Raw genomic sequence first — 12,545 nt, forward strand, 5'->3', positions numbered from 1 at the left:
ATTGTTGTTTTTCAGGTACATCATTTCACACCACTATAAAAAATTATAGGTTTTGACACTTATTTTCCCTGGAATAATCCGGGGAATTTTTATTGGCATCAAATGTATTGAAAATAAAAAAGTCCCACATCAATGTGAGACTTTCATTATTTTATCTTGCTCCCGGAGGGCAGTGTTCTTTCAGATATTTTGTAAACATGGTAGCCAGATGCAGCGATGTTCCTTCTCCTTCATTAATAGAATGGGTACGGTTAGGATAAGACATCAGCTGAAACTGTTTGTTATATTTTACCAGTTCATTGATATATACTTCCGTATTCTGGTAGTGTACATTATCATCTCCCGTTCCGTGAACCAGCAGAAGATTTCCTTTTAAGTTTTTAGCATAGGCCAACGGAGATCCATTGACAAAATCTTCTCTGTTTTCCTGTGGGAGACCCATATAGCGTTCCTGGTAGATATTATCATAGAATAACTGATTGGCAACGGGTGCAATTGCAATTCCCGTCTGGTAAATATCAGGATATTGTCCTAAAAGGTTCAGGGTAGAAGAACCTCCGCCGCTCCAGCCCCACACGGCAACTCTTGAAGTATCGATATAAGGCCATTTTGCGAATAAGGCTTTAGCTCCCATTGCCTGATCACGGATATTGAGCTGTCCTATTTTCCGGTAAATAGATTTTCTCCATTCCCGTCCTTTTGGAGAAGGAGTTCCGCGGTTTTCAAGGGACAAGTATAAATAGCCGTCTTCTGCCATATCACCCGTATATAAATAATTCCAGCCTGTGTAGAAATTATCGGTAACGGTTTGTGATCCCGGTTCTCCATACACTGTAAAAACAACAGGATATTTTTTATTGGGATCAAAATTTTTAGGTTTTACTACCCAGCCGTCCATTGTAATGCCATCCTGTGTTGTAATCTGGAAGAATTCTGCTTTAGATCTTGCCGGGTCGGCTTTTGCAGATCTTTTGGCAGCAACCAGTTCTTTATGATCGGGAAGCGATATCACAGATCCAATGGAAATGGCATTCACACTGTTATTGGTAAACATAGCGATTTTCCCATTGGGTGAGATCGTATATTGGTTAGAACCTTTAAAAGCTTCAGGCGTTACTTTTTGAGCTTTTCCACCTTTCATACTTACTTTATAAAGATATTTCTGAGTGGCGTTATCTGGAGAAGCCAAAAAGTAGATCAGTTTATTGGGAACATCAAAAAACTCAGGTTTGATAACATCGAAAGCATCTTTTGTGATCAATGTTTCTTTACCGCTCATATCTATTTTATAAATATGTCTCCATCCGTCTTTTTCAGACAGCCATAAAAATTCTTTCCCATTTTCAATCCAGTCCCAGCCGCTTGGATCATTATCATTCCATCGGGATTTTATGTCAATCCATGCTGCATCTGTTTCTGTATGAATGGTTTTGCTGCTTCCAGAATCCGCATCTGCAACAATAATTTTACTTTGATTCTGTTTTCTGTTCAGCTGCTGAAGAATGACCGATCTGGAATCCAGCACCCATTCCATTCTGGGAATATAGTTTTGTACTTCATCACCTGCTATATCAGCTTTCTTTGTTGATTGGGAAGCCAGATCATAAAACCAGATGCTGCATCCTGAAGGATTTTCTCCAACTTTCGGATATTCTACAGGAACGGTAAACGAATACAGACTGTCCGTATTATTGATCATCAGGAAATTCTTGGTACTTCGGGCATCCATTTTCCAGTAGGCAATTTTCCTGCCGTCCGGAGACCATCTGAAACCATCCTGCGTTCCGAATTCTTCTTCATATGCCCAGTCAAAAGTACCATTGATCATTCTGTCGGTACCATCATTCGTAATTTTACTGATCTGATTATTTGAAAGATCCTCAATATAGATATTATGCTTAGAAACATAGGCTACCTTTTTTCCGTCAGGTGAATATTTTGCAAACATTAACGATGAAGCCGGCAAACCTTTTCCAAGCTGGATCAGTTTTTTTGTGTTTTTGTCGAAAATCCAGTAATCTCCACGGGTATTATCCCTCCATACTTTTTTGGTATCGGCAAATAACAACAGGCTTTTTCCATCAGGAGACACCTGAAAACTCTGTACCTGCAGACCATTGGAACTTCCGGCAGGAATCAGTTCACTACTGTTTAAAAGCGTCTGATCTTTTCCGGGATGCAATAGATCAACAATTTCAACCCCTTTTTTAGTAAATGAATAATAAGCATTGCCATCGGGAGTCCATTGTGTCTTCTGTGCCGCCAATGGTGATAAACACAGGAAATACAATGCAATAGCTGTTAGTTTTTTTATGTTCTTCATAAATATAATTTGAATTAAGCCAGATGTTCAGCTCTGTAATTTTCAATGTCTTCAACCGATTTGATCAATCCGTTCCCCAGAAGTCTGTAACTGTCATCCGTAATCAGGAAATCATCTTCTACACGGATTCCACCGAAATTCCGGTATTCATTTACTTTATCATAATTAATAAAGTCTGCGTTTTTATTTTCGGCCTGCCACATGTCAATCAATTCCGGAATCATATAAATACCAGGTTCAACTGTCACTACAAAACCGGACTCCAAAGCTTTTCCTAAACGTAAAGATTTCAATCCGAATGTTTTGGTATCTTTTGGTTCTTCTTCAGTATAGCCAATATATTGTTCCCCAAGGTCTTCCATATCATGTACGTCAAGTCCCATCATGTGTCCCAGTCCGCACTGAAAAAACAGGGTATGAGCGTGGTTTTTTACAGCATCTTCGGGATTTCCCTTCATCAGTCCAAGATCGACAAGTCCTTCTACCAGATGTTGTGCTGCTTTCAGGTGGATATCTTTAAACCGTACTCCCGGTTTTAAAAGCTTCTGGGCCTGATTAAAAGCATTCAAAACCACTTCGTACATTTCCTTCTGCTTTGTTGTAAACGTTTTGCCTACAGGAAAGGTTCTGGTAAGATCACCTGCATATCCCATTGAAGTTTCTGCTCCGGAATCGTTCAGGAAAAGGTCTCCCTCTTTCATGGTATTGAGACGGTAATGATTATGCAGAATACCTCCGTTGATCGTTACAATGGGAGGATAAGACATCTGGCATTCTTGGTTGGCGGCAAGATATTGGATCGCATTGGCAATTTCATATTCTTTCATTCCGGGTTTCGCAAGACGCATGGCCAGCAAATGCATTTCATTGGATACATTTACAGCCTGTTCTATCTGTACAATTTCCTGAGCTTCTTTAATAGAACGCTGTTTCACAATAGCTTTGATCATTTCGACAGAAGGCTGTAATTCCTTAATTTTAATTCCAAGAAGATCTCCCAGCAAAATTTTATTGGAAGACTGATAGGGAGGAAGATAATGTACTTTTCTTCCTGAAGCTTTTGCTTTTACAATATATTGAGAAAGATCTGCATAAGGTAACGTTTCCTGAACACCGGATTTAAGGCTTTTTTCCTTAAGGGTTTCCTGCCTTCCCATCCATACAATTTCATCTATACTTAGCTCATCACCGAAAATAATGGTTTTATTTTCATCAATATCGATAATAGCTGCTATACGGGGTTCCTGAATCCCGAAGTAATATAAATAGGTACTGTCCTGGCGGAAATAATAAGGGTTGTGCTCAAAGTTCACAGGATTCTCTATATTTCCCAGAAATAATAAGATTCCATCGGATACATTTTTCTGTAATACTGCTCTTCTTTCTTGATAAGTTTGTGCTGAAAACATATTATGAATAGTTTTTATTTTAAAACTTTAAAGTTACGATTTTGTACTATTTATAGTACTTTATTCATTAAAAATAAGAATATGTAAAATTTGAATTTTAATACGATATTTAATGTTCATATTTTGCTTATCTTCAGCAATATTTTAACCTTGCTAATCTAATAACCGGTAAAGCATTCATAGTATGATGAAGAGTTTGCAATTTTCTGTTCCTGCCGATACCAACAAAAGTATACGTATTCAGGAAGATATAATGCCTAATTTCTATCCTTATTTCCACCGCCACACCGAAACCCAGATTATGTGGATCCTTAAAGGACATGGAACACTGGCCATAGAACAAAATCTTTTCAATTTTGAGGCGGGCGATATTTTCTATCTGGGTGCTAATCAATCGCATGTTTTCAGAGGTAATTTTGAAAAAAATGAAAAGCAGAAGGTTCATTCCATTTCTATTTTTTTTGATCCTCATAAAAAGATCGCTGCATTTTTCGACTTACCGGAATTTGAGGAACTTAAAAACTTTATCAGTCATTCAGAGGTAGGTTTCCAGGTGGCTTCCAGGCTTACAAAAAGTATCGGAGAAAATATTGCGGCTTTGCAAAAAACAAAAGGAGTAGATCAGATCATAGATTTTATAAGAATTTTAAACCATCTTATGCAAAACAGGCATCTGCATATTCCCTTATCTCCGGAAAAGAAACTGCCTGATCATATTTCAGATACAGACAAAAGAATTATTGATGCCCAGACTTTTATCAAGAAAAATTTTACCCAACATAAGCTTACCCTTGATCTGATTGCCAAAGAAGCCTGTATGACTCCTCAGGCTTTTTGCCGTTCTTTTAAAAAACGTACCCGCATCACTTATATTGAATATCTCAATGAGCTTCGTGTACAGCGGGCCTGCAGACTTTTAACAGCCAGCAGCATGTACAGTATTTCTTCTGTTGCATTCAATAGTGGGTTCAATAGTCTTACCAATTTTAACAGGGTTTTCAAATCCATTATGAAATATTCTCCTAAAGAATATCTGAAACACTACAAAGAGGCTACCATACAACAATAAAAAACAACATGTTAAAATACGGTTAGAACACATTAAAATATTAACATTTTCCGTTTTAAAATTCACCTAGTTTTGAATAAATATTATTTGATATGAGTACAAAACTAAACTGGGAAGGTATTTATCCTGCTGTATTAACGCCTTTTACAAAAGAGGGTGAGATAGACTTTGAAATGTTTGCTGTCAATACAGAAGCTCAGATTAAAGCAGGAGTTCATGGAATTATCCTTGCAGGAACATTAGGGGAAGCCAGTGCGTTGGAAACGGAAGAAAAATTTGAACTGCTGAAATACGCAAAAAAAATAACGCAGGGCAGAATTCCTGTCATTCTTAATCTTTCTGAAAATACCACCAAAAATGCTGTCAACTTCGCTAAGAAAGCAAAAGAATTGGGTGCAGACGGCCTGATGCTTCTTCCTCCAATGCGTTACAAAGCTGATAACCGTGAAGTGGTTGAGTATTTCAAGGCAGTGGCTTCCGCTACGGATCTTCCGATCCTTATCTATAATAATCCTGTAGATTACGGAATTTATGTCAACCTTGACATGTTTGAGGAGCTTATTGAATATCCAACCATTCAGGCTGTCAAAGAATCAACGAGAGATCTGGCCAATGTAACCAGAATGATCAACCGTTTTGGGAAAAGAATCAAAATTCTTGGAGGTGTAGATACGATTTGCCTGGAAACCCTGATGCTTGGAGCTGATGGCCTTGTGGCAGGTCTTGTAGATGCCTTTCCTAATGAAACAATGGCCATGTACAACTATGTTAAAACAGGCGAATACGACAAAGCTGTTGCCATCTACAGATGGTTTATGCCATTGCTTGAGCTTGACATTCATCCTAAACTTATCCAGTATATCAAGCTTGCTGCAACAGCGGAAGGGATAAGCAATCCTTATGTGAGAGCTCCACGTCTTGAACTTCATGGAGAAGAAGCTGAAAGAATTCAAAAAATTATTGAAGAAGGCAGAGCGAATCGTCCGGTATTATTAATTCCAGAAATACAGCTATGATGGAAGAAACATCAACACAAAATATAGACAAAAGAATTCAGATAGCGGTTGAAGCCTTCCGGTTTCTGAAAAACACCACCATCAATGAACGGGCTGAATTTATGAATGCTGTAGCGGATCAGATTGAAGCCTTGGGAGAAGAACTTTTAACAGTTACTCATGCTGAAACTTCATTGCCATTAGCCAGACTTACCGGAGAAAAGACAAGAACAGCAGGACAATGGAGAAGCTATGCAAAAGCTGTTGCTGCCGGGATCTATACGGAGGCCAGAATTGATCTTGCCCAGCCTGAAAAACAAAAAGGAGATCTCCGGAAATACAATGTAGGCATAGGGCCTGTAGTTGTTTTCGGAGCCAGTAATTTTCCCTTTGCATTTTCTACTGCAGGAGGCGATACAGCCAGTGCAATCGGGGCAGGCTGTCCTGTTATTATAAAAGCACATCCGGCACATCCACAGACTTCACAGATAATGGCGGATGCGATAAGTGCTGTTGTTAAAGTTTTCGGATGGCCTGAAGGAATTTTCAGCCATATCACCGGAACATCTTATGAGATCGGAGCTTATCTGACCCAGCATCCGGACATCCGGGCTATTGCGTTCACAGGTTCATTTAATGGCGGAAAAGCATTGTTTGATATTGCCAGCCGCCGTGAAAATCCTATTCCTGTATTTGCAGAAATGGGAAGTATCAATCCGGTATTTGCCTTTCAAAACCTGCTTGAAACCAAAGCTGAAGCATTGGCAAAGGAATATATCAGTTCTTTAACGCTGGGTGTAGGACAATTTTGTACCAATCCGGGAGTGTTTATAGCATTGAAAGGAGAATTGTTTAACCGTTTCATCAATACATTAAAAGAAGAAATTCAAAAAGTGGCTCCCGCTAAAATGCTTCACAAAGGAATATTAGACAATTTCGAAAAAAACAAAAGCATTGCATTGGAACAGCCTGATGTTGAAATCATTGCATCAGCAGAAACAGAAAATTCTTCGGGCAACGCAACCGTGATAAAAACCAGTGCCGGAAATTTCGTGAATAATCCGGTATTAAGTGAAGAAGTCTTTGGCCCATTTGGTATTGTTGTGGAGTGTGAAACAGATGAAGAACTCATTGAAATTGCCCAACAGCTAAAAGGACAGTTAACCATCACCATCGCAGCGACCCGTGAAGATGTTCGCGATAACAGTACATTGATTACTATTTTGAAAGATAAATGCGGAAGATTATTATTCAATGGTATGCCTACAGGAGTAGAAGTGGTGTACAGCATGCAGCATGGAGGCCCGTTTCCTTCTACTACCGATTCCCGTTTTACCTCCGTAGGACCGGATGCTGTGAAACGATTTGTCCGTCCGGTTTGTTTTCAGAACTGGCCGGATGAATTCTTACCGGATGAGTTGAAGAATGCAAATCCATTGCAGATTAGCAGAATGGTGGATGGAACAGTGAATTCAGGATCGTTAAAATTACAGACCACATGAACAGAACATTTTTTTGTATAGATTCTCACACCTGTGGATGTCCTGTACGTCTTGTTGCAGGAGGTGCCCCAATTTTAAAAGGAAATTCCATGATGGAACGCCGGCTGCACTTTATGGAAGAATACGACTGGATCAGAAAGGGATTAATGTTTGAGCCCCGCGGCCATGACATGATGAGCGGAAGTATTCTGTATCCTCCTGTAGATGAAAATAACGATATCGGAGTTTTATATATTGAAACCAGCGGATGTCTTCCCATGTGCGGGCACGGAACCATCGGAACGGTTACCATAGCTATTGAAGAAGGACTTGTTGTTCCTAAAATTCCGGGAAAATTACGTCTTGAAACACCTGCAGGACTTATCCTCATCGATTATGTACAGGAAGGAAAAAAAGTAAAATCTGTAAAGCTGACGAATATAAAGTCTTTCCTGTATGCTGAAAACCTGGAAGTTGAATGTCCGGATCTGGGATTAATAAGAGCCGATGTTGCTTATGGTGGAAATTTTTATGCGATTATAGATCCTCAGGAAAATTTCAGAGATATTTCTGATTTTACGGCCAGCCAGCTCATCCATTATGGAAAGATTATTCGAAAATTACTCAATGAAAAATATGAATTCATTCATCCGGAAATTGAACATATTACCGGATTAAGCCACATTCAGTGGACGGGTAAACCCACAGATCCTGAAGCCAGTGGAAGAAATGCAGTATTGGTAGGCGAAAATGCCTTAGACCGTTCGCCGTGTGGTACGGGAACTTCGGCAAGAATGGCGCAATGGTATGCAAAAGGAAAACTGAAGGAAGGTGAAGAATTCATTCATGAAAGTTATATCGGATCCCGGTTTATAGGGAGAATTGAGGAGACTGCTACTTTAGATGGGAGACCAGCCATTATTCCGTCAGTAGAAGGCTGGGCAAGAATTACCGGATACAATCATATAATTATTGATGATAAAGATCCTTATTGGCAGGGATTTCAGGTAATGTAACAGGCATATGGCACAGAATAAAGGAAAAGCACTCATCATAGGTGCAGGAATAGCAGGATTAAGCTCAGCGTATTATCTTTTGCAGAAAGGATGGCAGGTGGAAATTCTTGAGCAGAATGATCTCACCAACAACTGTTCTTATGGCAATGCAGGCATGATTGTACCCAGTCATTTTACCCCATTGGCAGCTCCGGGAGTTGTAGCACAGGGAATACGCTGGATGTTCGATAGTAAAAGTCCGTTTTATGTAAAACCTTCACTCAATTCGAGACTTATATCCTGGGGATTGAAATTTTTGAAACATTCCAACCAGAAACATGTTGATTATTCTGCAGCAGCTATCAGGGATCTTAACCTGGCCAGCAGCAGGCTTTATAATGAGATCGCGCAAAAAGATGAATTTGATTTTGAGCTGAATCAGAATGGTATTTTAATGCTCTATAAAACTGAGAAGGTTGCGGAAGAAGAAGCAGAGCTTGCCCACAAGGCAATCAGTATGGGTTTACCCGTTGATATTCTGGGTAAAAAAGAAATTCAGGAACTTGAACCCAATGTTCAACTGGATGTTATCGGAGGAATCAATTATAAATGCGATGGCCATATGAATCCCATGAAGCTGATGAAACAAATGATCTCTTATCTTAAAAATAATGATGTCATTTTTCATACCCATCATCGGGTAACAGACTTTGAAACTTCCGGCAGCAAGATTAAAACAGTCATAGCAAATGGTAAAGAATTTACTGCAGACCAATTTATCATGACGGGAGGTTCATTCTTGCCTGAACTTGCTCAGAAAGCAGGTCTTAAAATCCATTTAATGCCCGGAAAAGGATATTCGTTGATCCACCAACCGGAAAATCCACTTAATAGGTTGGAGCATGCCGCTTTATTACTCGAAGCCAAAGTTGCAGTAACTCCAATGAACGGACACATCCGTTTTGGCGGAACGATGGAACTGGCTTCCCACAATGATACAATTAATATGAAAAGGGTAGAAGGAATCATCCAATCCATCCCCAAATATTTACCAGACTTCAAGGTTGAAACCCCAAAAGAATCTGAAATCTGGTTCGGATACAGACCTTGTGCCCCAGATGGACTTCCGTATTTAGGACAGTCTTCCCAATTGAAGAACCTGATTATCGCAGGCGGAGGAGGTATGATGGGACTAAGCTTGGGACCCATTTTTGGAAAAACAGTTTCAGAACTTGCTAATGACCAAAAGCCAACGGTTGATATAAAGATATTCAACCCTGAGAGATTTAGTTAAAAAACACCACATAACACACAAATCAAGCCAAAAACAATTTGATTATTTAAATAATTTATTAACCACCAAATCCAAAAAATTATGAAAAAATTTAAATTACTATTACTTGTTTCCCTATTTCCAGCAATAGGTTTTGCTCAGGAAAACAGACCTCGTGAGTGTAAAGCAGATGAAATGATGAAAAAACATTTTGAACTGCATCCCGAATCTAAGGCTGAATATGAAAACTTTGAGAAATATACCAAAGATTTCGTAAAAAAGATGGGATCGAACAAAAACTCATTGAATAATAGGGTCAGCAATCCAACCTACATCATCCCTGTGGTTTTTCATGTGTATGGAGAGTCTCAAAGTAATGTAAAAGTAAATTACCAAAAAGTAGTTGACTTACTGCAACAAATCAACTTAAATTTCAATGGAATCAACACGGATTCAAATACTGTAGATCCATATTTCCAATCTATCAGAGGAGCATTAAGCATTGAATTCCGGTTAGCTAAAATTGATCCAACCGGAAAAGCTACAAGCGGAGTGGTATTTCACCCTTTCAAAGGTGGATATGGCAACGGAGGTGGGTATGATGCACAAATTGGCACAGATGCATGGGATAATACAAAGTATATGAATGTGTATATCCAAAATGACCTGTATGCTAATAAAGATTTATATCAATCAGGAGTTGCCTGGTATCCGGATTCATACATGACTTCAGTAAATACAGCCAGAGTTGTTTATAACGGACGTTATATATTTAATGCTGCAGGAACAGTAGCTTCAAACGAGTTTTCTGATACATTTACTCACGAATTCGGGCATTGGCTAAATCTTCAGCACACGTTCAATGTTCTGTGTTCAACTGCAAACCCTGGTAATGATGGTGACGGAGTTGCTGACACCCCTGTAGAAAATGCATCTTCCGGATTGGGATGTAACGCTGGTAACAATTGTCTTGGACAAAAAGTAAATGTTGAAAACTATATGGGATACAATGGTTCTTCCGGCTGTTATAAAATGTTTACCAATGGACAGGTGAACAGAATGCTGGCAGCATTAAACCATCCTTCGCGAATGAATTTATGGCAGCCTGCCAACTTAGCCGCAACCGGAGTTGCCAATACGCCACCTAGGCTAACCCTTAGCAACAGTACATTTACAGAGAATTTAAACAATAATGGAGCCGTGTCATTAGATGGAACAGTAGCATCTGCCCCTGCATCAAAGATTACGCTAAACGGAGCAACATTTGCCCTGCCAAATGGAACCACTCTTACTTCAGGAACCCATTTCACGTCTTCATTACCAGCAGGATTAACTGCAAGTATAGCAGTTACAAGCCCTACTACAGCTACACTTACCATCAATGGTGCTGCAACCAGTCATCCCAAAAGTCAGGTCCTGAATTCTTCAATTACATTCCTGAATCCGGCTATAACAGGAGGAACAACTTCACTAGGATCAACAACAGCTTTGGCCTTAACTTTTTCTTATAAAGATCCTTACAAAATAGTTACAGGAACTCCTCTGGAAAGTTATGCCAACCCAACACCAACAACAGTAACCACCAACTCAGGGGCAACCTGGAAATATTTTATCATTAACCCGGAGCTTAGTGATGATGCAGGATATGGCGCCTGGTACTATGGAGCCAATCAATTAAAATTGGAAACTTATTGGAAAGGATTAGTGTGCCAAACAGGAACAAGAAATATTAGTTTAATTCCGGCTTGCACCACCATAACGAATGCAAATAATATAGGGTATCCAACTTGGACTCCCGGACAACTGGATGTGTATACTCCTACCTATACTACCTGGTCTGGTAAAACAGCCTATGTTGGTTTTAGAAACCAATTCGAAGGCTATGATATTAACGGCTATTTCAAAGTGAGCGTTGGGGCCAATGGTTCAAATTACTCTGTCACTGAGTTTGCATATAATACACAACCATATGGCAGTATTACAACACCTTGTGCATTATCATTCTCCACTGCAGACGTTGATACAACCAACTCAGAAACTTCCATCTATCCAAATCCGGTTTCTGATGTATTGAATATTAAAACAAAATGGGAAATTAAATCAATTTCTGTTTATGATATGTTTGGAAGAAAAATGAATGCAAAAGTTGTTGGTGATAAGGTTGAGGTTAAACACTTCCTGAGCGGAACTTATTTAATTGATATTGAAACTTCTTTAGGGAAATCTTCCCAAAAATTCATTAAAAAATAGTTTCGTATTCATATACAGTTGATTGGGCTTCATTGTAAGCCCAATTTTTTTATCCTGTTTATGAGCAGTTCTTCATTTATTTATGTAATTTTATTCTTTGATAACAATATTCCATGCATTATAAAAACGACAGGATCATTATCCGTGAATTTACCCCTGAAGAATTTTCATTATTTTCCACTCTTTTTGAAAATGAAAATGTAACCCGATATCTGCCCTACAAAACCCCGGAAGAATATAAAGAAATGTTTGACAAAGCATTGGCAGATTATGAAGAGGGACCATTCAGCAGATGGGGAATTTTCCATCCCCAGAACAATGATTTTGTAGGAATGTGCCTTGCCAGAACCTTTCTTGACAATCCTGATCAGATGGAAATAGGCTATACTTTAGATGAAAAATACTGGGGTAAAGGTCTTGGAACGGAAGTTTGTAAAGCACTTGTTGAGCACTGTTTATCAATAAATCATCAGAAAGATATCGTAGCAGTAACGGATCTTGATAATATCGGGTCCCAAAAAGTACTTTTGAAAAGCGGCTTTAAAAGAGTTGAAAATCTTGCACGAGAAGATAGGGAACTGGCGTATTTTGTTTTACAGAAAGAGTAAACTTGTGGCTCATATTACAGACGGAGGGCTTAGAATTCCCCTCTTGTGGACTATCGTGTGGACACAATTATTCCTAGTTTTATACATTTATTGTTATTTAGTATTATGACAAGAAATTTCAGGGAATTAGCCGATAAACGTT

At 39.0% G+C, this 12,545-nt stretch carries 9 protein-coding genes; 7 read left to right on the forward strand and 2 right to left on the reverse strand.

All coding sequences use genetic code 11. From position 1 onward, the window contains the following. Nucleotides 1-151: 151 nt before the first annotated feature. Nucleotides 152-2,323 carry a S9 family peptidase gene (locus tag DEU40_RS18705; RefSeq protein ID WP_110011256.1) on the reverse strand — a complete coding sequence of 724 codons (2,172 nt, stop codon included), beginning with the start codon at nucleotides 2,321-2,323 and terminating at the stop codon, nucleotides 152-154. Nucleotides 2,324-2,337: 14 nt separating this feature from the next. Further along, nucleotides 2,338-3,732 carry an aminopeptidase P family protein gene (locus DEU40_RS18710; protein WP_110011257.1) on the reverse strand — a complete coding sequence of 465 codons (1,395 nt, stop codon included), beginning with the start codon at nucleotides 3,730-3,732 and terminating at the stop codon, nucleotides 2,338-2,340. Between the two features lie 184 nt (nucleotides 3,733-3,916). Between DEU40_RS18710 and DEU40_RS18715 the strand changes: the two genes are divergently transcribed. The 7 genes from DEU40_RS18715 to DEU40_RS18745 all read left to right on the forward strand — a co-directional run bounded on the left by DEU40_RS18715 (nucleotide 3,917) and on the right by DEU40_RS18745 (nucleotide 12,403). Then, a complete protein-coding gene (locus DEU40_RS18715; protein ID WP_228406565.1) occupies nucleotides 3,917-4,801 on the forward strand; it encodes a helix-turn-helix domain-containing protein in 885 nt (294 codons plus the stop codon). Nucleotides 4,802-4,893: 92 nt separating this feature from the next. Next, on the forward strand, nucleotides 4,894-5,817 hold the full coding sequence (locus DEU40_RS18720; RefSeq protein ID WP_110011258.1) for a dihydrodipicolinate synthase family protein: 924 nt from the start codon (nucleotides 4,894-4,896) through the stop codon (nucleotides 5,815-5,817). Continuing rightward, complete coding sequence (locus DEU40_RS18725) at nucleotides 5,814-7,298, forward strand: aldehyde dehydrogenase (NADP(+)) (RefSeq protein ID WP_110011259.1); 1,485 nt, start codon at nucleotides 5,814-5,816, stop codon at nucleotides 7,296-7,298. The genes DEU40_RS18720 and DEU40_RS18725 overlap by 4 nt, the downstream gene beginning before the upstream one ends. Continuing rightward, nucleotides 7,295-8,293 (forward strand): 4-hydroxyproline epimerase, encoded by a 999-nt coding sequence (locus tag DEU40_RS18730; protein WP_110011260.1) that lies wholly within the window; start codon nucleotides 7,295-7,297, stop codon nucleotides 8,291-8,293. The genes DEU40_RS18725 and DEU40_RS18730 overlap by 4 nt, the downstream gene beginning before the upstream one ends. Nucleotides 8,294-8,300: 7 nt before the next feature. Then, complete coding sequence (locus DEU40_RS18735) at nucleotides 8,301-9,566, forward strand: NAD(P)/FAD-dependent oxidoreductase (RefSeq protein ID WP_110011261.1); 1,266 nt, start codon at nucleotides 8,301-8,303, stop codon at nucleotides 9,564-9,566. A gap of 81 nt (nucleotides 9,567-9,647) precedes the next feature. Further along, complete coding sequence (locus tag DEU40_RS18740; protein WP_110011262.1) at nucleotides 9,648-11,795, forward strand: zinc-dependent metalloprotease; 2,148 nt, start codon at nucleotides 9,648-9,650, stop codon at nucleotides 11,793-11,795. Between the two features lie 113 nt (nucleotides 11,796-11,908). Next, the gene (locus DEU40_RS18745; protein WP_110011263.1) at nucleotides 11,909-12,403 is read left to right on the forward strand and encodes a GNAT family N-acetyltransferase; all 495 of its coding nucleotides are present in this window, start codon (nucleotides 11,909-11,911) and stop codon (nucleotides 12,401-12,403) included. Nucleotides 12,404-12,545 lie beyond the last annotated feature (142 nt).

The sequence above is a fragment of the Chryseobacterium sp. AG844 genome (genome assembly GCF_003182335.1).
Classification (GTDB): domain Bacteria; phylum Bacteroidota; class Bacteroidia; order Flavobacteriales; family Weeksellaceae; genus Chryseobacterium; species Chryseobacterium cupriresistens.

What these genes read in the sequence shown, in the direction of transcription:
- DEU40_RS18705 (WP_110011256.1), bottom strand. Translation starts at nt 2,323, where the DNA reads ATGAAGAACATAAAAAAACTAACAGCTATTGCATTGTATTTCCTGTGT.
- DEU40_RS18710 (WP_110011257.1), bottom strand. Translation starts at nt 3,732, where the DNA reads ATGTTTTCAGCACAAACTTATCAAGAAAGAAGAGCAGTATTACAGAAA.
- DEU40_RS18715 (WP_228406565.1), top strand. Translation starts at nt 3,917, where the DNA reads ATGATGAAGAGTTTGCAATTTTCTGTTCCTGCCGATACCAACAAAAGT.
- DEU40_RS18720 (WP_110011258.1), top strand. Translation starts at nt 4,894, where the DNA reads ATGAGTACAAAACTAAACTGGGAAGGTATTTATCCTGCTGTATTAACG.
- DEU40_RS18725 (WP_110011259.1), top strand. Translation starts at nt 5,814, where the DNA reads ATGATGGAAGAAACATCAACACAAAATATAGACAAAAGAATTCAGATA.
- DEU40_RS18730 (WP_110011260.1), top strand. Translation starts at nt 7,295, where the DNA reads ATGAACAGAACATTTTTTTGTATAGATTCTCACACCTGTGGATGTCCT.
- DEU40_RS18735 (WP_110011261.1), top strand. Translation starts at nt 8,301, where the DNA reads ATGGCACAGAATAAAGGAAAAGCACTCATCATAGGTGCAGGAATAGCA.
- DEU40_RS18740 (WP_110011262.1), top strand. Translation starts at nt 9,648, where the DNA reads ATGAAAAAATTTAAATTACTATTACTTGTTTCCCTATTTCCAGCAATA.
- DEU40_RS18745 (WP_110011263.1), top strand. Translation starts at nt 11,909, where the DNA reads ATGCATTATAAAAACGACAGGATCATTATCCGTGAATTTACCCCTGAA.